Annotated in this window: 20 protein-coding genes; all 20 read right to left on the minus strand. The window is 58.7% G+C overall.

Translation table 11 applies throughout. The features are described from left to right. Positions 1-45 precede the first annotated feature (45 nt). A complete protein-coding gene (locus ACIGEK_RS16530) occupies positions 46-1,116 on the minus strand; it encodes an NAD-dependent epimerase/dehydratase family protein (protein WP_397494375.1) in 1,071 nt (356 codons plus the stop codon). A 1-nt stretch (position 1,117) separates the two neighbouring features. Beyond that, positions 1,118-1,972, minus strand: a complete 855-nt coding sequence (locus tag ACIGEK_RS16535) for a class I SAM-dependent methyltransferase (protein ID WP_397494376.1) — start codon at positions 1,970-1,972, stop codon at positions 1,118-1,120. Between the two features lie 8 nt (positions 1,973-1,980). After that, positions 1,981-2,811 (minus strand): SDR family oxidoreductase, encoded by an 831-nt coding sequence (locus ACIGEK_RS16540; protein WP_397494377.1) that lies wholly within the window; start codon positions 2,809-2,811, stop codon positions 1,981-1,983. Then, positions 2,804-3,859, minus strand: a complete 1,056-nt coding sequence (locus ACIGEK_RS16545; RefSeq protein ID WP_397494378.1) for a Gfo/Idh/MocA family protein — start codon at positions 3,857-3,859, stop codon at positions 2,804-2,806. Before ACIGEK_RS16545 ends, ACIGEK_RS16540 begins: the two co-directional genes overlap by 8 nt. Then, complete coding sequence (locus ACIGEK_RS16550) at positions 3,856-4,737, minus strand: sugar phosphate isomerase/epimerase family protein (RefSeq protein ID WP_397494379.1); 882 nt, start codon at positions 4,735-4,737, stop codon at positions 3,856-3,858. Before ACIGEK_RS16550 ends, ACIGEK_RS16545 begins: the two co-directional genes overlap by 4 nt. A 2-nt stretch (positions 4,738-4,739) precedes the next feature. Next, a complete protein-coding gene (locus tag ACIGEK_RS16555; protein ID WP_397494380.1) occupies positions 4,740-6,530 on the minus strand; it encodes a thiamine pyrophosphate-binding protein in 1,791 nt (596 codons plus the stop codon). Between the two features lie 5 nt (positions 6,531-6,535). Continuing rightward, positions 6,536-7,732, minus strand: coding sequence for an FkbM family methyltransferase (locus ACIGEK_RS16560; RefSeq protein WP_397494381.1), 1,197 nt, complete (start codon positions 7,730-7,732; stop codon positions 6,536-6,538). Then, entirely contained in the window at positions 7,725-9,638 is a 1,914-nt protein-coding gene (locus tag ACIGEK_RS16565; protein ID WP_397494382.1) for an N-acetylneuraminate synthase family protein, read from the minus strand. The genes ACIGEK_RS16560 and ACIGEK_RS16565 overlap by 8 nt, the downstream gene beginning before the upstream one ends. Then, positions 9,635-10,999, minus strand: a complete 1,365-nt coding sequence (locus tag ACIGEK_RS16570; protein WP_160085054.1) for a CBS domain-containing protein — start codon at positions 10,997-10,999, stop codon at positions 9,635-9,637. Before ACIGEK_RS16570 ends, ACIGEK_RS16565 begins: the two co-directional genes overlap by 4 nt. Then, a complete protein-coding gene (locus tag ACIGEK_RS16575; RefSeq protein ID WP_397494383.1) occupies positions 10,999-11,691 on the minus strand; it encodes a sugar phosphate nucleotidyltransferase in 693 nt (230 codons plus the stop codon). The genes ACIGEK_RS16570 and ACIGEK_RS16575 overlap by 1 nt, the downstream gene beginning before the upstream one ends. Then, positions 11,691-13,016, minus strand: coding sequence for a lipopolysaccharide biosynthesis protein RfbH (rfbH, locus tag ACIGEK_RS16580; protein ID WP_397494384.1), 1,326 nt, complete (start codon positions 13,014-13,016; stop codon positions 11,691-11,693). The genes ACIGEK_RS16575 and rfbH overlap by 1 nt, the downstream gene beginning before the upstream one ends. Next, positions 13,013-14,077, minus strand: a complete 1,065-nt coding sequence (gene rfbG, locus ACIGEK_RS16585; protein WP_397494385.1) for a CDP-glucose 4,6-dehydratase — start codon at positions 14,075-14,077, stop codon at positions 13,013-13,015. Before rfbG ends, rfbH begins: the two co-directional genes overlap by 4 nt. Then, complete coding sequence (rfbF, locus tag ACIGEK_RS16590; protein ID WP_397494386.1) at positions 14,068-14,838, minus strand: glucose-1-phosphate cytidylyltransferase; 771 nt, start codon at positions 14,836-14,838, stop codon at positions 14,068-14,070. Before rfbF ends, rfbG begins: the two co-directional genes overlap by 10 nt. A gap of 342 nt (positions 14,839-15,180) precedes the next feature. After that, complete coding sequence (locus tag ACIGEK_RS16595) at positions 15,181-16,860, minus strand: flagellar hook-associated protein 3 (RefSeq protein WP_397494387.1); 1,680 nt, start codon at positions 16,858-16,860, stop codon at positions 15,181-15,183. 30 nt (positions 16,861-16,890) lie between these two features. Further along, positions 16,891-18,930: a flagellar hook-associated protein FlgK gene (flgK, locus tag ACIGEK_RS16600; protein ID WP_397494388.1), complete on the minus strand. Its 2,040-nt coding sequence runs from the start codon at positions 18,928-18,930 to the stop codon at positions 16,891-16,893. 6 nt (positions 18,931-18,936) lie between these two features. Continuing rightward, complete coding sequence (gene flgJ / locus ACIGEK_RS16605) at positions 18,937-20,109, minus strand: flagellar assembly peptidoglycan hydrolase FlgJ (RefSeq protein ID WP_397494389.1); 1,173 nt, start codon at positions 20,107-20,109, stop codon at positions 18,937-18,939. A 13-nt stretch (positions 20,110-20,122) separates the two neighbouring features. After that, the gene (locus ACIGEK_RS16610; RefSeq protein WP_397494390.1) at positions 20,123-21,226 is read right to left on the minus strand and encodes a flagellar basal body P-ring protein FlgI; all 1,104 of its coding nucleotides are present in this window, start codon (positions 21,224-21,226) and stop codon (positions 20,123-20,125) included. 11 nt (positions 21,227-21,237) lie between these two features. Next, on the minus strand, positions 21,238-21,957 hold the full coding sequence (gene flgH, locus ACIGEK_RS16615) for a flagellar basal body L-ring protein FlgH (protein ID WP_397494391.1): 720 nt from the start codon (positions 21,955-21,957) through the stop codon (positions 21,238-21,240). A gap of 120 nt (positions 21,958-22,077) precedes the next feature. Beyond that, positions 22,078-22,863, minus strand: coding sequence for a flagellar basal-body rod protein FlgG (gene flgG, locus ACIGEK_RS16620; RefSeq protein ID WP_397494392.1), 786 nt, complete (start codon positions 22,861-22,863; stop codon positions 22,078-22,080). Positions 22,864-22,909: 46 nt separating this feature from the next. Continuing rightward, entirely contained in the window at positions 22,910-23,650 is a 741-nt protein-coding gene (locus ACIGEK_RS16625; protein WP_397494393.1) for a flagellar basal body rod protein FlgF, read from the minus strand. Positions 23,651-23,747: the final 97 nt, after the last annotated feature.

Here is a 23,747-nt window from a genome sequence, read left to right on the forward strand (position 1 = left end):
CCATTACGCTTACCTCTTCATATCCCTGCCATCCGGCAAGGCTTATCAATCTACGGTCGATTCACCATAACCATGGGCTCGAGCCCATGCAGCCATGCTGTCTATGGACGCATCCAACGACGTCCACACGTCTAATCCCAGACCACGTGCTCGACTGACATCAGGCACGTAGAACGATCGTCCGCAAGTGTCAGCATTGCCCAGAATCTTTATCGGCTTGTCTGGCGCGATTCTGGCCACCACACGCCTTGCCAGGTCAGCGATGCTGATGGCCTGGTCGGAACCCACGTTATAGACCTGCCCTGACTGGCCGCGCAGCAATAGAACCAATAGCCAGCAAGCCAAGTCGGCTCCATGCAGGTAGCTACGCACGGCCTGCCCAGCAGACTTCAGAACAATTGCATCGGCACACAATGCATCGCGGACAAAATTGCCGATTGCAAAGTGCCCATCGAGCGGCAGCCCCGGACCAGAAAATGCGAAACAACGTGCCATGACTACATCAAGTCCATGATCCTTTGCATAAATCGCTCCCAGTACTTCCTGGGCACGCTTGGCCTCGCCATAGGCACTACTGACGCATGAACTTTCACAAGCCCCCGAATAGTCCTCGCCCACTAGCTGAAAAGCAGACATGACACCGTACTGGGCGCCTGAACCAATGAGTAGAATGCGATCCACGCCACTTTGCGCCCCCAGCTCAAGCACCCTCCGTGCCCCGCCGATGATGCTATCGAAAAGTTCCAAGGGGCGTGCATGCGCCGCAGCGGAAGTATCAGCTGCGGCATGCAAGATCATATCCGGCGCTCTTTGCATGGGTATATGCAGGTCACGCACGTCCCCCTGCTCCCAGTGCAGCCAAGGTAAGTCGCGAAAATACGGCTGCAGTGCGAGAAAGCTCGACGGATTGCGCGACAACGCTGAGACATCGACCCGTATCCCCTGCCCATTGAGCTGCGCCAGGAGAGCCAATAACCACCGCCCAAAGAACCCGGTGGCGCCGGTGAGCAGCAAGTGTTTACCGTCTAACGCCTCGTGCAGACCGAGAGTTTCAGGAATGTTTTGCAGATCAGCACGGATCTGTGCAGAATCAGGTGAAAAGGCTAACTCTTGCATTTCAGGCGCGCCTCGCCAGTACACCGATCACCTGGCTTTGCCGCCACCCCAGCTCCACCGTCAGCAAATGGCTATCGACCAGTACCAATTCCGCACTCTCGAGCAGGCAATGCAAAGCCTGTGGGGTGAAGAAATTGATATGTTCATGCCAATGACGTTTGAGAGCGGCAAGGCCCAGGCTACCTGGATGCTCACGTACGAGAGCTTCATACGGCACTTCCAGATAAACCAGTGTCTGTTCATCCAACGCGGGAAGAATCTGCTTGATCAAGGCCAATGGAAACGGTACGTGCTCCAGTACCTGACTGCAGACGACCAAGTCGTAACACCCTGCAGCGAGTTGCGAAGCGCTTATCCGTTCAACACCCGGCATGAGCTCTACCGAAGAAATATCGTGAACATATAACGCGCTGCTCTGCTGAAGAAAGGGCGTGTTCGACCCACTACCGCCGCCCCAGTCAAGCACGATTGGGCGCTCGGGCAAGTGCGGAGCCAGCCATGACTCGACATCACCGATGTAAGCCTCACGTTGATGATAGTGGCTGGCAATAACGGCATAACCCGGCTCGTAATGATCACGTTGGCGGGTATACGCCTCGTCCCGATAGCCATGGTATAGAGCCGCCATTTGCTCATCGGTAAAGCGATAATCGAGAAACAACACTCCGCAATGCTGGCACTGTAAAGAGTTGCATAGGGTATAGGCCATGCCCGGTCGTAAATCGCGCAAGCCCCACTCCTCGGTTATCTCCACGGGCTCGTGACCAAAAACCCGGTGCGCGACGAAGGGCATCAACACCGCTGGCGAACGCTGCAGCTGATTGCCACCACAGCAAATGCAATGCCGGGCGATCAACTCGCAACTCACCATGTGCTACGTCCTCCATCCATAACCAGATTGGCGCCGTTCATGTAGGTGGACGCATCGGAGCAGAGGAAGGCGATGGCGCCCCGGTACTCGTCGGCCTCGGCCATGCGGCCCAGCGGGATCAGTTGCGTCAGTTTGCTGACGAATACATCGTTCTGCCCGGCGTAGACGCCGCCGGGCGAGAGCGCATTGCAACGCACGCCCTGCTCGCACCAGTAGGTGGCCAGGTACTTAGTCAGGCCGATCAGGCCATGCTTGACCACCGAGTATGTAACCGGTTTGACCGGCTGCTGCTCGGCCTCACGCCCCTCGATCCGGTACAGCCTTTGGTCAGGCGCAATCACACCCAAGTCTGAAGCGATATTGACGATCACCCCACGCCCCTGCCGCGCCATCTGCGCGCCAAAGATCTTGGCGCAGTTGAAGGCACCGCCTAGGCCAACGTTGAGATCAAGTTGCCATTGCTCCCAGGGAAAGTGCTCCAGACGGGAGAAGTCCTTGTCACCGGCGCGCTCCACCTTGGGGTTGCGCGCGGCATTGTTGATCAGGATGTCCACCCGGCCATGCTCGGCCAAGAGTTGCTGCCCAACGGCCTCGAGTGCCTGCAGGTCGGTGATGTCGACCACGTAGGTCGGGACCAGGCAGCCGGTTTCCTCGGCCAGCCTGGCAGCGTTAGTGGACAGGGCTTCGGCGTTGATATCCAGCAGCACCGGGATGCCGCCAAGCCCGGCGATGGTCACGGCATGCTGGTACCCCAGCAGGCCGGCGCCACCCGTGATGATGGCCACACGACCGTCCAGACGGAACAGGCTTTCAACGCTAGCCATGCACGTTCACCTCGCTCAGCGCCACTTCCCTGCCCTCCTTCAGCGAACGCAAGGCCGCCAATGCCAGACGCAGGCTCTGCAGGCCATCGTGCAAGCTCACCTGCGGCGTGGCCAAGCCGTTCACGCAATCGAGGAAATGTCTGGCCTGAGCCAGGAACATGTCGTTGCGCACGAAACCGGGGAAGTCGTTTTCCTCACTCAACTCGCCCTCGGCGCCATAAACGCGCAAGCGGTTGGCCAGCAGATTAATCTCAGCATAGCCAGCGTCGCCGACGATCTTGAAGCAGCGTACCGGCGGTCGTTGCAGGTAATCCTGATGCAACAGGATGGGGAAGCTGCCCATGGCGCTGTCGCAGCGCATCAGTGACGAGGCGGTGTCCTCGACGTCGATCTCCAGGTGGCTGAGCTGGCCGCCATGGGTGACGATGCTGCGCGGCAGGCCGAAGAACCAGTAGATCAGGTCCATTTCGTGAATCTGCGACAGAACCACACCGCCGCCCTGATCGGCGCGCGCAGCGTACATCTGCCGGTAGTCCTCATAGCGGTGCCAGTTGGGCAGGTACTCGCCGATTTCCGAACGCACACTCAGCAGACGGCCGAAGAAACCGCTTTCGAGCAACGCCTTGAGGCGCTGTAAACCGGGATGGAAGCGGAAGTTGTAGCCAACATGGAATGGCAGGCGGCGCTGCTCCACCTCGGCCAGCAACTGGTCGATGCCGGCAAGATCGCTGGCCAGCGGTTTTTCCATGAACACCGGCACCCCCGCTCGCACGCACTCGAGCGCCACCGGAACATGCAGCGAATTAGGGTTGCAGATGAAGGCGGCAGCCGGCTTTTCGGCCAGCGCCTCGGCCAGGTCGTGATGCACGACGATGGCATAGTCGCGTTCGAGGTCGGCGCCTTCGTCGACGGTCAGGTTGTCGCGCAGCTTGATGCGCTGACCACGCACGCGATAGGCATGCACCTGCAGCTCATCACCGAGCAGTTGACGCAGGTTGCGCAAGTGGCGCTGGCCGATGCCACCCAAGCCACAGAACAGAATCTTCACGATGTCTTTCTCTCGTTGAGGGCTGTACCGCGCAGCCAGTCGGCCGCCAGCGCTGCCATGCTGGCGAGCCAGCGCGGTTCGTCACCGGCCTCGCCACGGGCAACCTGCAGGACGAAGTCGCCACGGTAGTCGTACTGAATCAGTTGCTCGCGCAAGCTGGGAAAGTCGGTATCGCCCTGCCCCAACGGCACGGTCGTGGCGCCCAGGTGGCGATCCTTGATGTGCACGCTGCCAACACGCGCGCCATAGGCGGCAAATTCGTCCTCCGGGCGATAGCCCAGCGACGCGCTGTTGCCAGCATCGTAGTTGACCTTGACCAGTGGGTGATCGAGCAGGTCGAGCAGCTCGCGAAACGCCTGCGGCCCCAGATCGGTTTCCAAGTGCAGTTCGACGCCATGGCGCTCGGCCTGCTGCAACACCTGGCGCAGGTTGGCCACCACCTGATCGCGCTCGCTCTCGTCACGAATGCGCGAGGCGTCGACGAAAGGCAATACTACGCGGCCCACGCCCATCTCCGGGCAGATGCTCAGCAGCCACTGCAGACGTTCGAGCAGCTCGGCGTTCTCCGCCTGACTGCAACGCAGCAGCGGACGATCCATGAAATAGTCGGCGCAGATCGACACCACGGCGACGCCGTGTTGGGCCAGCAGGCCACGCAGCTCCTTACGCCCTTCGGCTGTCTCCAGCGGGTTGGCGCCCTCGCCGAACAGGTCATAGATCCACTCGATGCCGCGCAGGCCGATCTCGGCGGCGCGAGTGATTTCTACGCGCCAGCCCTGACGCGGGAAGGACTGGAAACGCCCCGCCTCCGGCGCGCCCAGACGGCCCTGCATAGTGTAAAGACCGGCGTCGGCGTATTGGCTCAGGTAATCGCTCATCTTCAGTCGTCCACCAACGGAATCAGCATGTTGGCGCGCAACTCGTCGCGTTCCAAGAAGGGGAAGAGGTCTTCCAACGGGCTGGAAACCATGGCGCCGTTCTGGCCGATCTTCGAGGTGATGCGCGGGCCGATGGCTTGGTCGGACTCGACCATCACCTCGCACAGTACCGGGCCTTCCAGCGCCAGAGCCTGGTCAATGGCCTGACGCAGGTCGGACTTGCCATCGATACGACGCACCGGCAGACCAAAGGCTGCAGCCAGAGCGGAAATGTCCGGCAGGGTCAGCCCAGAATCCGGGTCGCAACCGATGGTCTGCTTGAAGTAGCCACCTTGCGAAGCGCGGATCGAGGCATAACCGTTGTTGTTGAGCACAAAGTATTTGATCGGCAGACGCAGGCGGCGCACCACTTCCAGCTCCTGGATGTTCATCACGAAACCGCCGTCGCCATCCACCGAGATGGTGCGTCTACTGCCGCTGCCCAGGCAGCCGCCTATGGAGGCCGGCAGGCCATAGCCCATCGAGCCCAGCCCACCAGTCGCCACCGCGCGCTGACCGCGCTTGAGGCGCACCGACAGCCAGAAGGTGTCCAATGCGGCACCGGAACTGCCGGGGATAATCTGATCGCCCTCGGCCATGGCCTCGGACAGGGTTTCGCTGAACACGTAGGTGTTCACGTAGTCGCTCGGTTTGCGGTACTCGGGCAGCACCACCGGGTAGGCGGCCTTCCAGGCCTGGCAGCGCTCGCGCCAGCTCTGGCAATTCAACGCCTGCGAACCGTTGGCGGCAAGAAGTTGCTGCATAAACACGCGCGCATCGCAGACGAAGCGCTCGTCAGGCATGTTGCCCAGTTTGGCGATTTCCGCCGGATCGATGTCCACCACCACGATCTCGGCCTGACGCGCGAAGTGGCTGCGATTGAAGCCGGTAATGGAAAAATCCATGCGGCAACCGATGGCCAATACCAGGTCGGCGTTCTGCACGCTGAAATTGGCACCACGCTGCGCCACAGTGCCACAGCGGCCGACGTAAAGCGGGTGTTCGTATTCGAGCAAATCCGCGCCGATCCAAGTGGTCAGCGTCGGCAATCCCAGCGTCTCGATCAGCTCGCGCATGGCGATTTCGCCGCCGGCAGCGTGCACGCCATTGCCCACCAGCAGCACAGGGCGCTTGGCCTGACGCAGGCGTTGCACCAGTCGGTGCACGGCGACTTCGTCCAGCAGTGGCGACTGTTCATCCGCTTCAGGGGTAAAGCCGACCAACTGCTCCGGCGCGATCTCGGTAGCCTGCACATCCAGCGGCACATCGAGCCATACCGGGCCCTTGCGCCCGCTGAGCATCAAGTGCAGCGCCTTCTCCAGCTCATAGCGCACCCGCAGCGGATCGAGCAGGCACACCGCATACTTGGTCAGTGGCGTGATCACACTGACGATATCCAGCTCCTGGGTGCCGAGCTGACGCAGGCCGCTGTCACCCTTGAGGTCGGCACGCTTGACCTGGCCAGAGACGAACAGCGCCGGGGTCGACTCGAACCAGGCACCAGCCAGGCCGGTCATGGCGTTGGTCGCGCCGGGGCCGGAAGTGACCAGGCAGGCACCGAATTTACCGCTGGTACGCGCATAGCCTTCGGCGGCGATCGCGGCGCCCTGCTCGTGGAGCATGCTCACGGCAGTCAGCCGTGGTTGACGCAGCAAGGCGTTGTTGAGGTGCATAGCCCCGCCACCCGGCAGGAAGAACACATGCCCGACGGCCTGGTTGGCGATGAATTCGAAGATGTAATCGGCAACGCGCATGGGAATTACTCGGCAGCGGAATGCAGGGGAAGTCGGTTATGGGGAACGGCATAGAGCACCAGATCCCAGCCCTCGGCCAGATGCGGGCCAAGACGGAAGTGGTAGCCAGGTTGATAGGCGTGAAGTTGCAGCAAGATCGTCCATAGGTGGTTCTGCTCGTGGTAGACGCACACCGCAATCAGCGGCTGTCCCTCACTGATCAGCTTGCGTCCCCCTTCGAGACATTGCGGCTCGAAACCTTCGATATCGATTTTGATGAATGTGGGCGGTACGATGCGTCCGCAAAGCGTATCCAGTGTGGTCACCGTGACCCGCTCGCTACCACTGCCCACGCGCGCGGCCGGACCGCCCTGAGCCTCGATCAGCACCTCGCCACAAGCATCGCCTACCGCCATTTGGTGAGCATGAAAACTGCCGTGCCCTTGCAGACGCTGCAAAGTCTTGACCAGTGCCTGGTAGTTGCTCGACGAAGGCTCAAACGAGTGAATTTCGCGAAAGGGGCGACCACTTTCCAGATAGCCCAACACCGAGTCACCGTTGAAGGCACCGATGTCGTACACCACCTCGTCGACGTTCTCGTTGCTGAAATAGCGGTCGAAATAGATCGACTGTGGCGCAGCTGGCGGTAATAGGTCGTAATCGAGAAATAGCCGCCATTCGACGTGATCGATAAACAACTGTCGTGACTCATCGTCCCCCAGCAGACCAAATGCCGTACGAATGCGCTCGGCATCGGCCAGCACCATCTCTGGCAAATCCAGGGAGTAATGCGGCAGGAAGCTTTGCGGGTAACGCCAGGCCAGATGGCCGAACAGAGCGATGCGCTCGAACCCTAGAGCGCGTAGCGGGTCCAGTCGGTCGACCATACGGTCGCTCGCCTCGCCACACCAGATAGTTGCGATTACACCTGGCAGTGGCCCCTGCCATTGCTGGGCCAGCGCTGCTGGTGCGAACACCGGCACCTGCTCGATCTGCGTCCCCCACAGCACGGGGTTGTTGTCGATAAAGGCCTCTGGCTTGACGCCCATTGCCTGCAGTACGGCCAACGCCTTGCGCCCCAGGTTGCCGGCGCCGAACAGGATGAATGGCTGATCCAGCCCGCCCAGCAAGCGATCCAGGGCTTGCGTCTGGCGCTCACGCACTTCATCGAGTGGCTCGGCCAGCAAACGATCAAGGCGCTGAATAAATGTTTCGCTATACATGGCTGCTGCCTCGCAATGATTGCAGGTAACGCAAAGCCGACCAGAATCCTGCGCCATGATCCTTGTGCCCCTGCCAAACCTCGGGAATGAAGCTGACCTGCGGGTGCTGGCGAATCTGCGCCCAGGTCGCCGGCCAGTCGATGTCGCCGGTGCCCATCAGTACGCCCTCACCGTTGGTTCCTTTGGCATCGGCCACGTGCAGGTGCGCGGAATGCGGCAGCAACAGGGCCAGCGCTTGCTGGAAGTCGAGGCCGAAGTGGAAACAGGTCATCTGCAGGTGCGACAGGTCCAGACACAGGCGCAGACCATGGTCACGCGCCTGAGCGGCCAGTTCCTCGGGCATCATGAAGATGTTCTGATGACGCTGGCCGCCGAAGTGCCAGGGGAACGGCGCCATGTTCTGCGGGATCAGCTCAGTGCCAGCGAAATCCACCTGGCGGCAGGCCTCGTGGAAGCGCTCGTAGAGTTCCGGGCGCATGGCCAGCGGGCGCGGCTCGTCAGCGGAAAAACCACCGATGTTGGCCACGATCAAACGCGCATCTGCATTGGGGAAGAATTCGCCGATTTCCAGCGTGGCGTCCACCACCCGCTGCAGATTGTCGATCGAACGCTGGCGATACGCCGGATCATCCGACGCCAGATCCAGCAGCTCGCTGTTCTCGAACAACTCCGGCGCGTGCACCACCAGGCGCGAACAGTCGACCTCGGCGAGAAACGGCTGCGGCTTGAGGCTGAGGTCGCGGTAGGACAGGTGAAACTCGAACAGGTCCGGGCTGATCCGCCGACGGTAATCTCGGAAGTCGTGATAGCGCACCGGCACACCCCAGCGAATCGGCAGGTCGAACGCCAGCCGCTGCTCCTGAGCCTGCTCGTTCAGGTCGCTATCGAAGAGAAAATCCCCCAGAGCGATATCTCGCCCGGCCGGCTTGCCCAGCAGCTCCGGCAAACGATACGGCGGCAGACCCTGGCCAGGGCTGGCGATGCGCAGCATCGACGCCTCCATGACCGTGCCACGGGCGATGTCGCATGCAGCGATCACGCTCTTGCCGAGATTCTCGCGATTGAGCAACTCGCCCTGGCTGGCATGGCGACCCGGGCCTTGCCAGGGCAATGCCAGTTCCAGCTGACGGATGCCGTCGACCAGTTGGCGAAACTCGCTCGGCTCCAGGCTGGCGAGGTGATCCGGCCCTTCCATCCCCCTATCCAGGGTGATGTGCCGCTCCACCAGCTTGGCGCCCAGGGCAACTGCGCCGAGGGTAATGCCGATGCCACGCTCATGGCCGGAGTAGCCAACCAGATCATGCAGTTCCTGCAGCCGGCGTAAGTAGCCAAGCTGGATATCGGACTCGGGGGCAGGATAGGCGCTGTTGCAATGCAGCAGCGCGAATGGCGTACCAAGCGCATTCAACTGTTCAATGGCCCGAACGATTTCGTGCTCAAAGGACATGCCGGTGGACAGAATCAGGGGCTTGCCCAGGCTTGCAGCCTTGGCAATCAGGTAGGGATTGCACAGATCAGCCGAGGCGATCTTCAGGGCGGCGACATCAAAATCCGCCAACACATCGACACTGGGCTCATCCCAGGGTGTGCACAGGTAAATAATGCCCTTCTGTTTACAGTACTCACGTACCTCACGATGCTCTTCGACGCTCAGCTCAACCTTGTCCAGCAGGTCCTGGATGTACTCCACGCCGAGGTCTTCGGCCCTCGAGCCATCAGCCTTGCGCCGGTACAGCGCCTCACGGTTGCGCAGCTGGAACTTGACGCAGTCGGCCCCTGCATCGAGCGCTGCATCCACCAGTCGTTTGGCCAGCACCAGCGAACCATTGTGATTGTTTCCGGCCTCGGCAATCACAAAGACGCGCTCGCCGCCCAGCGCAATACCGTCAAGAAAAATAGGAGTCATTGGATTTTTGTTCGCCATGAGGTTACGCCGCTGGATTCAAAGCGGAAGTTCTGGGTCTGACAGCCCAGTGCACGCACTGCATGCACAACCCGCTGCCGATACTGTGGCTGTACGTAGAACAGAAAGAAGCCTCCACCACCCGCGCCAAGCAACTTGCCGCCCAATGCTCCGGCCGCAAGCGCCGCGGCATAGATCGCATCCAGACGACCATGGCTGATCGCAGAGGAGAAGCGCTTCTTCAACTGCCAGGCTTCATCGAGGCACAGGCCGAAATCACGCAGCTCGCCACGCATCAGGTAACGGTGCATACGTCGACATAGCGCCACACTGGCGCTGAGCAGCTCAGTTTGTGACGACTCGGCCTCTATCTCTTCACGTTGCAGCTCATGCAAACGCCCCGAGTCATGGGAAATACCGGTGTCACACAGCACCAGGCATGACTCCAGCTCATTGCGGATAGCTTCTTCCAAGCGAATCGGGTGAACCAGGTTGCGCTGGTTTTCAAACTCAATCAGGTTGAAGCCACCAAAAGCTGAGGCGTACTGATCCTGCCAACCACCGGCAATGCCGAAGCACAGGCGCTCGGCCTGGAAAGCGAGTTCGGCAATCTCATAAGTGTTCCAACGATCCTGGCGCAACTCATTGAACGCCGCGATGCTGGCGATGGTGGCCGCAGAAGACCCACCCAGCCCAGACCCCACTGGAAAGTCTGAACGCAGGTACAGGTCAAAACCGTACTTGGGCTTGATCACCGAAACGATGGTTGCCAGCAAGCTCTTCTCTGCAGTCGACAGCAGTGCTGGCAGCGAATTGAAGTGTTCTTCACGCCCCAGATCTTCGGAAAAAATATGGATCTGCCTATCGTCACGGGGGACCAAGGTTGCGTGAGCGTAGAGCCCCACGGTGCAGCTGAGCACAGCAGCTGGGTGGTCGATAAAAAAGTAGGTCAGATCAGCACCGCCGCCACAAAAACTCATCCGCACCGGAGCACGCGCACGTGCCAGTACAGGCACCTCTGCGCTGGCAGCCATCTGGCGGGTGTAGACCTCGACAAGGCGCCCTTCGGCATCCAGACCTGGTAAAGCGTTATGCCCTAGATCGAACGCTTTCAACAAATCTTCACGCGGGGTGGTAATCGACACGCTACGAAACTCGCGGTTCATACAGGCTGTGACGGGCTGATCGGTCAAGCCACCCTGCAACAGGTAACGGCGTACATCGCCATTGGTCACAACACCGAGCAGACGCATATCCGCGGCGACGACAAAGGCGATCTGCAGATTCCCGGACTCGATGCATTTGATGGCATCAAGAATCGTCTGCTGCATGTCGATCGTGAGTTCCTTGACCAGCACGCTCATCAGACGGCACTCCCGCGCAATTTAGACTTGAACGCATCCAGAGAATCAGGGGTACCTATGTCCACGAACGCTCCGCTGTACTCACATACATACAGCCTGTGCTGACGCATAAGTGACGGCAGTAGGTCATGCTCCATAGAACAACCTGTGACAGGCATATTCTCTAGCGCGCCAGCCGTAAAACCATAGACGCCAGCATTGATCAAACCAGGTCCCGCCTGACCTTTTTCCTCGAAGCCAAGTACTTCGCCCAGCGCAGAGCAATCCAAACTGCCATAGCGCGAGCGATCCTCGACCTGCACGCCGACCAGAACGTCTCGCTCGCTGCCCAGCGCAAGGCGATACGCGCAGGGTTCAAGGAAAGTGTCCGCGTTAAGCACCAGATAACGCCCATCAGGCGGCACTTGAAGTAAGGCGTTCAGCACAGCACCACCGGTGCCCAGCGGGGTTTCCTCGATCACCAACTGCAACAGCAAACCAGACTCTGCCTCTAACGAGGGCAACAATGCGGCCAGTTGATCAGCACGATAATGCGCGCAGAGCACACCGCGACTGACACCGGCCTCACGCAATTGCGCCAGCACCAGAGCCAGGAATGGACGACCGTGAATATCCACCACGGCCTTCTGCGTGTCGTTGATCACACTGCGCAGGCGGGTGCCAAAGCCACCGCAGAGGATATAGGCATTCATCAGCCCGCCCTCAAGCCGAAGAAAGTCTCTAGACAACGCGCAGCGTGCTCCAAATGTTCCTCGCCAAGCCCCGGCCACACACCGATCCAGAAAGTGTCGTGCATCACTTTATCGGTTACCGACAACTCACCTGAGACCCTGAAATTGCGGCCTTTCATATAGGGCTGACGCACCAGGTTACCGGCAAACAGCAGCCGTGTACCGACACCTTGCGCATCCAGATATCGCAGCAACTCAACCCGACGGATCCCGCAACCATCACGCAAGGTCATGGGGTAGCCAAACCAGGAAGGGTCACTACCAGGCGTGGCCTGCGGCAGCATTAGAAAATCCTGACAGCCGGCCAGGCGATCACTGAGCCAGGTAAAATTGCGCTTGCGGGCAACGATGAAGTCATCAACGCGGTCCATCTGCGCCAACGCACAGGCAGCCTGGATATCGGTGATCTTCAGGTTGTAGCCCAAGTGTGAGTAGGTGTACTTGTGGTCATAACCCTCTGGTAGATCGCCCAACTGCCAGCAAAACCGCTTGCCACAGGTGTTGTCCTCACCTGGCGCGCAATAGCAATCACGCCCCCAGTCACGAAAGGATTCGATAATGCGTTTAAGCGCCGGGTTGTTGGTAAATACAGCACCGCCCTCACCCATGGTGATGTGGTGAGCCGGATAAAAACTGAGGGTACCGATATCGCCGAACGTACCGACCATATGCCCTTGATAGGTCGACCCCAGTGCATCGCAGCAGTCCTCGATCAACCACAGGCCGTACTTATCACACAGGGCGCGAACCACGCTCAGATCGAAGGGATTACCCAGCGTGTGGGCCAACATGATGGCCTTGGTTTTCGGGCTGATTGCCGCCTCGATCTTCGCCGGATCGATGTTGTAGGTCGGCAATTCAACATCCACAAAAACCGGCACCGCACCGAACTGCAGGATGGGGTTGACGGTAGTCGGAAAGCCAGCCGCTACACCGATCACTTCGTCACCGGGCTTGATCGCCCGCTCACCGAGACGCGGCGAGGTCAATGCGGAAAATGCCAACAGGTTGGCTGATGAACCTGAGTTGGTGGTGAGAACGCAACGGCGTCCAAGGTACTTGGCTAGACGCTTCTCGAACGCTTCATTGAAGCGCCCGGTAGTCAGCCACCCATCGAGCACAGCCTCGGTCATCGACTGCAACTCACCCGCACCAATCACTTTTCCCGATGGCGGCACCGAACTCTGCCCCACCACAAATGGCTTAGGCGCCATCTGCAGTTCAGCATAGCGTCCGACCAACTCGGCAATCTGTTGGCGCAGCTGTTGCGCGGTGCTGTCACTCATTGAATTTCGCCTTGGTGAGCCGCGATCTGTTCGCAGGTAACGCATGCCATGTCACGCCCGTTTTGCCAGGCCAACTGCCAGTCCAGTGTATGCTTCAGCGTCGTATCCAGTGACCAACGCGGCGCCCATCCCAGCGACTGTCTTGCCTTGCTGGAGTCCAGCGCCAGTAACCCCGCCTCATGCGGCTGGGCATCGGCAGAGGCAGACCAGCGAGCCTCACCCGGCCAGAGCTCCGCAAGACGCCCAACGACTGCCTCCACTGTCGCGAGCCCGGCACTGTCTGGTCCAAAATTCCAAGCAGCAGCATGACGTTCAGGATCAGTCAGCAGTCCTTGCGCCAGTTGTAAATACCCCATTAATGGATCAAGCACGTGCTGCCAAGGACGAGTCGCATGGGGGTAGCGCAAAATCACTTCTCGACCTTGCTGCCAAGCGCTGAAGATATCGGGGATCAAGCGCTCCGGAGACCAGTCACCACCACCCAGTACATTGCCCGCACGAGCAGTTGCCAAGGCAACACCTGAGGCCCTGAGGAAGGAGTCGCGGTAACTGGCGCACAGCACTTCAACACATGCCTTGCTGCTGCTATACGGATCAAAACCTCCGAGAGCATCTTGCTCCCGATAAGGCCATGGCCACTCGCGATTCTCGTAGCATTTGTCAGTGGTCACCACCACAACAGCGCGTACAAAATCAGTAGAACGAATGGCCTCCAGCAGGTTGAGCGTACCCATGACATTGGTGGCATAAGTCTCTGCTGGCGCTCGGTAGGATTCACGTACCAAGGGTTGCGCAGCCAAGTGCAGAACCAGTTCAGGCTGAAACTCCAGCAACGCATCACTCAACCTGGCGGCATCACGAATATCCGCAAACTCACCCGTGATCTTCTGATCCAGTTGCGCCACCTGCCACAGCGACGGTGTGGTAGCCGCGGGCAAGGCAAAGCCACGCAGATCAGCCCCGAGCTGACGCAACCACAGCGCCAGCCAGCCACCCTTGAAGCCGGTATGCCCAGTCAGCAGGACTTTACGCCCTCTCCAGAAGTCCGGGCTCACCGCCATAGCTGCCACTCCGCTTCACCGCTTTTCCAGCGTTCTTCCAGCAGCACCCGATCACGCAAAGTGTCCATTGGCTGCCAAAAGCCAAGGTGCAGATGGCTCATCAACTGCCCTTCGCTGGCCAGCGCACGCATGGGCTCAAACTCCCAGGTCGTGGCGTCATCCTCGATATAGTCGATGACCGCCGGTTCCAGTACAAAAAAACCGCCGTTTATCCAACCACCATCACCCAGTGGCTTCTCCTGAAACCCACTGACCACCTGCCCTTGGACATCAAGTGCACCGTAGCGACCTGGTGGCTGTACTGCGGTAACAGTGGCCAATTTGCCATGCTGTTTGTGGAAATCGATTAGGGCGGGAATGTCGATGTCAGAGACGCCATCCCCATAGGTAAAGCAGAAGGTTTCATCACCCAGATAATCACGTACGCGTTTAAGACGCCCACCAGTACCGGTGGCCTCGCCAGTATCAACCAGCGTCACACGCCAGGGTTCAGCATGACGTTGATGGATGTGCATACGGTTTTCGCCCATGTCAAAAGTGACATCCGACATGTGCAGGAAGTAGTTGGCAAAATATTCCTTGATTACATAGCCCTTGTAGCCCAGGCAAATAACGAAATCATTGATGCCATAGTGGGAATAGATTTTCATGATGTGCCAAATAATCGGCTTGCCACCAATTTCGATCATGGGCTTTGGCTTGAGATGGGACTCCTCACTGATACGAGTGCCCAAACCACCGGCCAAAATCACTGCCTTCATATGTCAAACCTCAAACAGGGCATCAATGAGAAATACCTGCAGGCCAAAATCCGAGCCGTATTGGAAATTGCCAATAAAACAGCACATTACCCACTCTACTACCGATTAAGCAAAACCTTGGCCAACTATGGTTGATTGAGCAGCAGTAAAGCCCCAGTCAGGTGAAGACATCCGACTAGCATCTTTCAACTGAATATTCCGATATAGTCTAAATAGATACTTTCACCATTCGACAGAAACGCGAAACCCCAGCAAGCTGGGGTTTCATATCAAGCAATAAATTCAGTAACCGCTCATCCATTCGGGCACTACGACCGATTGGACGGCGGCACTCAAGGAGCGTTAGCGCAACTGATTGAACAGATTCAGCCCCGCGATCTTCACATAACTCTGCTGCGCTGCCTCAAGGACGATGGTCTGAAACGACAACCGTGAAAGCGCTTCGGCGTAATCCAGTTCGCGCAAGTCGGCTTGTACCGACTTGTTGACCAAGGTGACGTCTTCGTTATCGACTTCGGTGGTCTCGATCAGGTTCATCCGAGCACCAATTTCCGTCTGCACTTCCAGCACCTTGCCCATTCCACTGTCCAGGTTGGTCAGGGCTATTGCCACCTCGTTACGCACACCGAGGTTACCAGCCGGCGATGTCGGTGATGACTCCAGAGACTGTCGCAGCCGGCTGATGGTGTTGAGAATGCTGCGCTGCTCCTGAAACTGTGGCTGTACGCCGAACTCGTCACCACCAGCAACCGCCGCAGGGGCCGACAGGGTGAAATCGGCACCAAATACGCTGAAGGTTGCCGGATAAGGCCCCGTCACCGTGCCGGTGGCGAGTACCGGACTACCCGGCCCAACCGGCTGGGAGTAAACCTCGTAGTTGGTGTCGTCGGTAAAGCGCAGGACAACCCCGGAAGTTGGAAACTGGCTGTCAAAGGTTGCCTGGTTGCTAATGCCTGCAGGAGCAACAATCGCGGCCGAATTGTTGGTTGATGAGCGGTTAACGGCAAAGTCCGTCGGCGCCGATTGCAGGGTGAAGCTATGGGTATTGATGCCCGGGGTTCCCGCTGTGGCGGTATCAGCCAACAGGTTGTCCAGATCCAGTTCGTTGTCTCCAGGCTGCAACACCACATCCAACTGGAAACGCATGCCACGAAAGTTGATGGTATTGCCGCCACTGACCAAGGGGTCGATCAAACCACCACCCGGTACTTCAGACGTAACGTCAGCACCGGCGTTGTCATAGATGCGAAATTCGGTGCCGCTGACAAACGCCAGCGAATACGGCTCGCCTGCGCGAAAATTGCTGTTGAACGCCTGATTGTCCTGCACCAGACCAGGCGACATAAATACGCGCTGGTCTGCCGCTGGAAGCGCCGGAATGTTTGTAGCCGGTAACGGCGGTGTCGGTAAGGCGGGGTTATTGACACCCAGCGCATTGATAATCCGATTGGCATTGCTTACATCTTCAAACAACCGCTTGCCGTTATCGTTGATCGCCACATTGCTTGAGCCGGCGACCTGCAGGCTGCGCTGCCCCTCGTCACCTTGATAGGAATAGGTTCCATCTGGGTTGCGCAAAAAAGGTTCAGTTTTACCGAGAAAACCACTGAACAGGTACTCACCGCGAGCGTTGCGACTGTTCATCAGGTTAAGCAACTCACCTTCACGCTCACTCAACTCTTTGGCAATCGATTTACGGTCATCAGCTGACAGGGCGCCACCACCAGCCTGCACCGCCAGTTCGCGGATGCGCTGCAATACGTTGACCACCGAGGTGATGGTGGTTTCTTCCTGAGTCAGGCTGTTCTTCGCGGCGGTGAGATTTTCCTTGTATTGGCCCAGTATCGCCTGCTGCTGTTCGAGCTGTAGCAGACGCACCGATGCTACCGGATCATCAGCCGGGGTAAGAATACGGTTACCACTGCTGATCTGCTCCTGGGTGCGGATCAGGTTGGAATAGTTGCGCCCAAGGCCACTGACACCGTTATTGAAGGCCTGGATCGAAGAGATGCGCATAACCATAAAACTAACCTCGAAGTTCTAGACGGCGCGTCAGAACGTGTTAATCAGTGTATCGAACAGGCTGCGGGCAACTTGAATGATCTGCGCCGACGCCTGGTAGTACTGCTCGAACTGAATCAATTTGGCCGCTTCTTCATCCAGATTGACCGCCGAAATCGAATCACGGTTATCGGTGGCCTGCTTGAGAATAGCGCCGGTAGCCTCGCCATCGACCCGCGCCTGACTGGTCAGGGTGCCAACCCGCTCTACTAGATCGCCATAGGCATCGGTGAAGCTTGAACCAGTGGTCGCCGGCGCTAATGGGTTGATACCAATAGTCGTACGGTTTTGCAGATCGATCAGCTTCAAGGCGTTGCGGTTATCAGACACCCCATTGGTGTTGAAAGAAACCGAAAAATTATCGCCACCCTGCGGCCGGCCACTGATGGTCACCTCATAATCGAAGGGTACCGGCACCGCAGGTGGACCGGCTGTCGCAGGCACGGTGATGGTCAGGGTGTTGTTTTGCCCAGGCACGATCACCCCAGTATCGATCACGTTGCCGTTAACATCGACGACGTCATAGCCCTGAGTCGCCCCACCGCCAGCGCCCATGACAATCCGCAGCGGCGGCGCATTGCGCAGACTGGTTTCTAGATCGGCTTGCGCCACCGGATCATAGATGTCGATTTCAGTCAGCAGGGTTGGCTGACTGATCACCCCGGTGCCGATATTCGCCGGGCTGGTTTGCGATTTCAGCGGTGCGGCAAAGGCCAGCTCTTCAGGGCGTTTCATGTCCGCTCGGATGGACTCGCCCGCATTGCGCGTCGGCATTACCCGGAAGCGGTCCCCGGCGGCAAAGGTGCCACTGGCAACATTCAGCGAGATGCCGTCGAATTCCGCCGCGGGCACCACGGTAATGTCGAATGGGCCAAAGCTGGTGCCGTCACTGACTCGTCGTACGGTGTAATCCGTGGCGTTGGTGAACTCCACCTCATAATCGCTGGTGGTCAGCTGCGTGGTGTCTTCGATCAGCACATTGAGGTTGGCCGTAGTATCGCTGTTACCGACACGTGCCAAACTGCGCTGGCCAATTAGCAGCGGATCATTTAGCTCGCGAAACAGGCCATTGCCGAACTGACCATTGAGGTCCAGGCCCTGTCCCAGCTGGCGGTTGACCTGATCGGTAATCGACAGTGCCAAGCGGCCAACCGAGTTCAACGTAGTATCCAGCACATCTTCGCGGTAGCGGATCAGCCCGCCCATCTCGCCACCGGTAATCAGCGAAGTAATGCCCTGGCGCGAGTTACCGCTGACAAACTGTACCTCACTGCGCAGCGGGTCGGACAACCCCGGCACCACCTCCAGACGCGAGGCCTGGCTACCCACCACCAAAGGCTGGCCTGAGCCGACAAACAGGTTGTAGCTGTTGTCATCCTGCGCCACCACTGTCACACCAATAAAGGTCGACAGTTTGCGTACTGCTTCTTCGCGGGCGTCGAGCAGATCATTGGGCTGCTGGCCGTTGGATGCAGCAATCGCAATGGCATCGTTGTAACCGGCAATCGAGCCGGCTAGCTGGTTGACCTGGTCGGTCACCGCCGAGAGCTGCTTGTTGATAAAGGCGTTCTGCTCGTACAAGCGGTCGTACACGGTATTGAAGCGCTTGGCCAAGCCCTCAGCTTCGGACAATGCCAGTTGCCGTGCAGGAATATTGGCGGGGTCTTCGGCAGCGGTTTGCAGCGCAGCGAAAACCTTCTGCAGCCCAGGATTGACACCAGTAGTACTGCCGGCCAGTAATGAGTCGAGCTGATTGATCTGCCCCAAGTAACTCTGCGTATCACTGTTGAGCGCCGTGCTACTGCGCACTTGGGTATTGAGAAACTCGTTGTAGATGCGCCGCACATCGACCAGCGTGGTGCCCGAGCCGATATAGCCGGCACCACTAAACTGCGGAATGCGCGTGGCCTGGATCGTCTCCTGGCGCGAGAACCCCGGTGTATTGACGTTGGTGATGTTATGGCCAGTAACTGCCAGCGAAGTCTTGTTCGCCGACAGTCCGGACAGACCAATATTAAGTAAGTCAGCCATCTTTCATCATCCGTTAGTGGACGGCGTACTGACTGCCGCGACTGTTTGATAGGTCTGCATCTGCCGTGCTATCTGGGCAATCTTGCGGGCGTACTGCGGATCCGTTGCGTAGCCGGCTTTCTGCAACTCACGGGCAAACTGTTCAGGCTTGTCGGTGGTGGCGAGGGCTTTTTCGTAACGGCCATTGCCCTGCAGGAAGCTCACGTAGTCTTCAAAGCTGTGGGCGTAAGACTCATAGGCGCGGAACGAGGCTGCCTCCTTGACCGCTTTGCCACCCTTGAATTCAGTGGTCAGTACTCGTGCCGAGTCGCCTTCCCAGGTGTTATGAGTCTTGATGCCGAACAGGTTATGGCTGCTGGTGCCGTCCTGCTGACGAATAATCGATTTACCCCAACCGGTTTCCAGCGCGGCTTGGGCAACCAGGTAACGTGGATCGACGCCAATTTTTTCGGCGGCCTTCTCGGCCATCGGCAGCATCGCGGTAATAAACTCATCTTTCGAACCAAATGCGGCTTTACCTGGCGCCAATGGCGGCTGGGCAATCCGTCGACCGGTGATCGCGTCCATACCGTTCAAGCCCAGCGCAGTGTCTGCAGGTGCGGCAAAGGCCTTGGCGGGAATCCAGTCGTTCTGCGCCAATGGCTGGCCATCGGCGGCAGTGGCCGATGGCACGATACCGGCCAGCAGTCGATCAGTAAGCTTGCCCGGCAGGGCCAGACGCCGCTGATTGAGCAATGACGTATCGTCACGCGCGCTGTCGACCTTGGCCAGTGGTTTGCTCGGTGCATTCGGCACCGGCTCGTTCACTTGGGCGAACGGATTAGGTCGGCTATCCGCCTGCTTCATCTTCGACATTTGCCGCACCAGCACGTCGGCCAGACCGATACCGTTCTGGTGATTGGACAGCGTTACCGATAGCTGCTGGTCGTACATGTCCTGGTAGGTTTTGCTCTCATTGCTGTTCATGAAGTTACCTTCACCGAACGCTTCGTTAGCCGAGCGCATCGCCTTGAGCATTTCATTGAGAAACAGCGACTCGAATTCCTGAGCCACCTTCTTGATGTTCTTTTCGCTGTCGCCACCGACCTTGAACTGGTTAAGGCGGTTGAGATCGTTATAGGCACCACTGTCGACGGTGCTGGTGCCGCCGAGCAAACCGGCTGAAAGGCGAGAGTCCATAGCGTGCGCTCCCTTAAATCACGATCAGGTCAGCCTGCAGAGCGCCGGCTTGCTTCAGCGCCTCCAGGATGGCCATAAGGTCGGAAGGCGAAGCGCCTACCTGATTCACCGCGCGGACGATTTCATCCAGCGTGGTCCCGGGACCGAATTTGAACATCGGTTTGGCGACTTCATCGGCATTCACCTTGGAACGCGGCACTACAGCGGTCTGCCCACCGGACAGTGCTTCCGGCTGGCTGACAATCGGGTCTTCGGTGATGGTCACGGTCAGGCTGCCGTGGGTCACTGCAGCAGGCTGCACCCGCACGTTCTGACCAATCACGATGGTGCCGGTGCGCGAGTTAATGATGACCTTGGCCACAGCCTGGCCGATCTCGACTTCGAGGTTTTCCAGAATCGACAGGTAGTCCACCCGCTGACCTGGATCGAGCGGCGCGCTAACCCGAATCGAGCCGCCATCGACGGCCTGCGCTACGCCAGGGCCAAGCAGCTCGTTGATATGGTCGACGATATTCTTCGCCGTGGTGAAATCCGGACGATTGAGATTGAGCGTAAGCGTGTTGCCCTGATCGAAACCGCTTGGCACTGGCCGCTCAACCGTTGCACCGCCGGGAATGCGGCCTGCCGACGGTACGTTGACGGTGATACGCGAACCGTCGCCGCCCTCTGCGTCAAAACCGCCAACCACCAGGTTGCCCTGGGCGATCGCGTAGACATTACCGTCGATGCCTTTCAGCGGCGTCATCAGCAGGCTACCGCCACGCAGGCTCTTGGCATTACCGATGGAGGACACGGTGATATCGATGGTCTGCCCAGGCTTGGCGAATGCCGGCAAGTCGGCATGGATCGACACGGCTGCAACGTTCTTCAGCTGCACGTTGCCGCCCTGCGGCACCTTGATGCCGAACTGCGCCATCATGTTGTTGAAGGTCTGCACGGTAAACGGCGTCTGGGTGGTCTGGTCGCCACTGCCATTAAGCCCCACCACCAGGCCGTAGCCGATCAACTGGTTGCTGCGTACGCCCTGGATGCTAGCCAGATCCTTGAGCCGTTCGGCCTGGGCAACAGAGGCCAGCAACAGGGCGACAGCGGTAATCAGGTATTTGCTAAGCGTCATGTTGGCCATCCTCAGAACGGCCACATTGGGCTAAGAAAGAAACGACTCATCCAACCCGGTTGACTGGCATCGGCAAACGCACCAGTACCCGAGTAGGTGATGCGCGCATCGGCAATCCGGGTTGAGGACACAGTGTTGTCGGTGGCGATGTCATCAGAGCGCACCAGGCCAGCAATCCGTACCAGTTCATCGCCGGTATTCAGAGTCATCCACTTTTCCCCGCGCACCAGCAAAATGCCGTTGGGCATGACTTCGGCAACCGAAACGGTAATCGAGCCGGTCAGACTGTTGCTCTGCCCGGCAGCACCAGAGCCATCCGCTGAGCGGGTGGCATCGAAGCTGGCATCCAGGCCCAGGGTGTCATTGGTCAAGCCCAGAGCGCTAAGGCCAGCCAGGGGATTTTTCGGGGCCGCAGTCATACCGAACAGGTTAGGCACGCCAAGGCTGGCAGAGCTGTCTTTGCTGATTTTGCTGTTGTTGTTCTTGCTGGCCTGAGTGCGCTCATTCAGGGTGATGGTGATAATGTCGCCCACGCGATATGCCTTGCGGTCACCGAACAGACCATTCTCGAAACCGGCCTGATAAATCGAGCCGTTGTTCTGCGCTGCTGGCAACGGGGTGCGCGGCATCACCGGAGCGTAATAGGGATCATCCGACTTAGGTGCGGGAGCCATGCAGCCGCTCAAAGCCAGAGGGCCAAGCAGTGCACTAATGATTATCAGCCGGTTCATATCTACTACCTCATGCGTGCCTGGGGTGGCGTGCAACGTAAGCCACCAGTGCCAGTTCAAGCGATTCCTTGCTGTATCCAAAGCCTGGTCAGACGCTACGCGACTAGCCGGCCCTACCTATCAAAGATTCTGTGAAATAAAGCCGAGCATCTGGTCAGCGGTGGAAATGACCTTGGAGTTCATTTCGTAAGCACGCTGAGTAGTGATCATGTTCACCAGCTCCTCGACCACGCTCACGTTGGAGTTTTCCAGGGTGTTCTGCAGCGTGGTGCCCAGGCCGTTCAAACCAGGAGTGCCTACCTGCGGCGCGCCGCTGGAGGCGGTCTCCAGAAACAGATTGTTACCGATCGCTTCCAGACCCGCCGGGTTGATAAAGTCGGCGGTCTGCAGGTTGCCAACAATCTGTGGCTGCGGGTTGCCGGCAGTAGTCACCGACACTGTGCCGTCTTCGCCCACGGTAAAGGTGCGAACTTCGTTGGGCAGTACGATGGCGGGCTCCAAGGCATAACCGTTGGAAGTCACCACCTGGCCATCGGAGTTGAGGTGAAAGCTACCGTCGCGGCTATAGGACACCGTGCCATCGGGCAGCAGCACCTGGAAGAAACCACGGCCATTGATTGCCATATCCAGCGGCTGCTCGGTGGTTTGCAGGCTACCGGCAGTGAAGATCTTCTGCGTACCCACCACCCGCACACCGGTACCCAGTTGCAAACCGGAAGGCAATTGACTGTCCTGACTGGACTGGCCGCCAGGCTGACGACGAATCTGATACAGCAAGTCCTCGAACTCGGCGCGATCACGCTTGAAGCCCGTGGTCGAAACGTTGGCCAAGTTGTTGGAAATGGTGGTCAGGTTCATATCCTGAGCGGTAAGACCCGTCTTACTGACCCACAGTGCCGGAAGCATATCGATTCTCCTCGGGCGTCGTTTTAACGACGCCGCGTGCTGATAATTAGGTCATCTGCAAGACGCGCGCCATGGCCGCCGAATTGTCTTCGGCGGTGCGCATCATCTTCACTTGCAGTTCGAATTGGCGGGACAGCGAGAGGATCGCGGTCATCTCTTCCACGGCGTTGACGTTGCTCGACTCGAGGAAGCCCGAGGTGATCTCCATATTGGCATCAGCCAGGACCGGGCCTTGGCCCTTGAAGCGGATCAATCCATCGGTGCCCTTCTCCATCTGCTTGGGATCAGGATTGACCAGCTTTAAACGATCCACCTCGGCCAGTACGTTCGGCGCCTCGCCCAAGGCACGGATACTGATGGTGCCATCCTTGCCAATTTCGATTTTCTGCTCTGGCGGCACCGCAATCGGCCCGGCGTTGCCCATCACCGGCAAGCCATTGCCGGTACGCAGCACGCCCAAGGAGTCAACATTCAAACTGGCGGTGCGCACGTAGGCTTCACTGCCATCAGGTGCCTGCACAGCCAACCAGCCCTTGCCGCCAACGGCCACATCCAGATCGCGACCGGTTTCCTGCAGGGAGCCTGGGGTGAAGTCAGTACCCGGGCGCTCGCTCATGGCATAGACCCGCGACGGATAACTGTCACCGAAGATCGGCATGGAGCGTGCCTGCTCAAAATCGCGACGGAAACCATTGGTGGTGATGTTTGCCAGGTTGTTGGCATGGGCACGCTGGGCCAGTGTGTTCTGGTGGGCCCCAGTCATGGAAACGTACAGCATCTTGTCCATGGTTATTCTCCGAGTGGGCTTGCCGCCCCGCTGCTCTATACAAGCTACAAAGCAATGGCTGTGCCAGTACTCAAAAAACAACAATAAGCATTTGATA

It is taken from the genome of Pseudomonas sp. NPDC079086, assembly GCF_044542155.1.
In the GTDB taxonomy this organism is placed as follows: domain Bacteria; phylum Pseudomonadota; class Gammaproteobacteria; order Pseudomonadales; family Pseudomonadaceae; genus Aquipseudomonas.

What these genes read in the sequence shown, in the direction of transcription:
- flgG (WP_397494392.1), bottom strand. Translation starts at nt 22,863, where the DNA reads ATGCTTCCGGCACTGTGGGTCAGTAAGACGGGTCTTACCGCTCAGGAT.
- flgH (WP_397494391.1), bottom strand. Translation starts at nt 21,957, where the DNA reads ATGAACCGGCTGATAATCATTAGTGCACTGCTTGGCCCTCTGGCTTTG.
- ACIGEK_RS16540 (WP_397494377.1), bottom strand. Translation starts at nt 2,811, where the DNA reads ATGGCTAGCGTTGAAAGCCTGTTCCGTCTGGACGGTCGTGTGGCCATC.
- ACIGEK_RS16570 (WP_160085054.1), bottom strand. Translation starts at nt 10,999, where the DNA reads ATGAGCGTGCTGGTCAAGGAACTCACGATCGACATGCAGCAGACGATT.
- ACIGEK_RS16610 (WP_397494390.1), bottom strand. Translation starts at nt 21,226, where the DNA reads ATGACGCTTAGCAAATACCTGATTACCGCTGTCGCCCTGTTGCTGGCC.
- flgK (WP_397494388.1), bottom strand. Translation starts at nt 18,930, where the DNA reads ATGGCTGACTTACTTAATATTGGTCTGTCCGGACTGTCGGCGAACAAG.
- ACIGEK_RS16530 (WP_397494375.1), bottom strand. Translation starts at nt 1,116, where the DNA reads ATGCAAGAGTTAGCCTTTTCACCTGATTCTGCACAGATCCGTGCTGAT.
- ACIGEK_RS16595 (WP_397494387.1), bottom strand. Translation starts at nt 16,860, where the DNA reads ATGGTTATGCGCATCTCTTCGATCCAGGCCTTCAATAACGGTGTCAGT.
- rfbH (WP_397494384.1), bottom strand. Translation starts at nt 13,016, where the DNA reads ATGAGTGACAGCACCGCGCAACAGCTGCGCCAACAGATTGCCGAGTTG.
- flgJ (WP_397494389.1), bottom strand. Translation starts at nt 20,109, where the DNA reads ATGGACTCTCGCCTTTCAGCCGGTTTGCTCGGCGGCACCAGCACCGTC.
- ACIGEK_RS16625 (WP_397494393.1), bottom strand. Translation starts at nt 23,650, where the DNA reads ATGGACAAGATGCTGTACGTTTCCATGACTGGGGCCCACCAGAACACA.
- rfbG (WP_397494385.1), bottom strand. Translation starts at nt 14,077, where the DNA reads ATGGCGGTGAGCCCGGACTTCTGGAGAGGGCGTAAAGTCCTGCTGACT.
- ACIGEK_RS16560 (WP_397494381.1), bottom strand. Translation starts at nt 7,732, where the DNA reads ATGTATAGCGAAACATTTATTCAGCGCCTTGATCGTTTGCTGGCCGAG.
- rfbF (WP_397494386.1), bottom strand. Translation starts at nt 14,838, where the DNA reads ATGAAGGCAGTGATTTTGGCCGGTGGTTTGGGCACTCGTATCAGTGAG.
- ACIGEK_RS16565 (WP_397494382.1), bottom strand. Translation starts at nt 9,638, where the DNA reads ATGACTCCTATTTTTCTTGACGGTATTGCGCTGGGCGGCGAGCGCGTC.
- ACIGEK_RS16555 (WP_397494380.1), bottom strand. Translation starts at nt 6,530, where the DNA reads ATGCGCGTTGCCGATTACATCTTCGAATTCATCGCCAACCAGGCCGTC.
- ACIGEK_RS16575 (WP_397494383.1), bottom strand. Translation starts at nt 11,691, where the DNA reads ATGAATGCCTATATCCTCTGCGGTGGCTTTGGCACCCGCCTGCGCAGT.
- ACIGEK_RS16550 (WP_397494379.1), bottom strand. Translation starts at nt 4,737, where the DNA reads ATGAGCGATTACCTGAGCCAATACGCCGACGCCGGTCTTTACACTATG.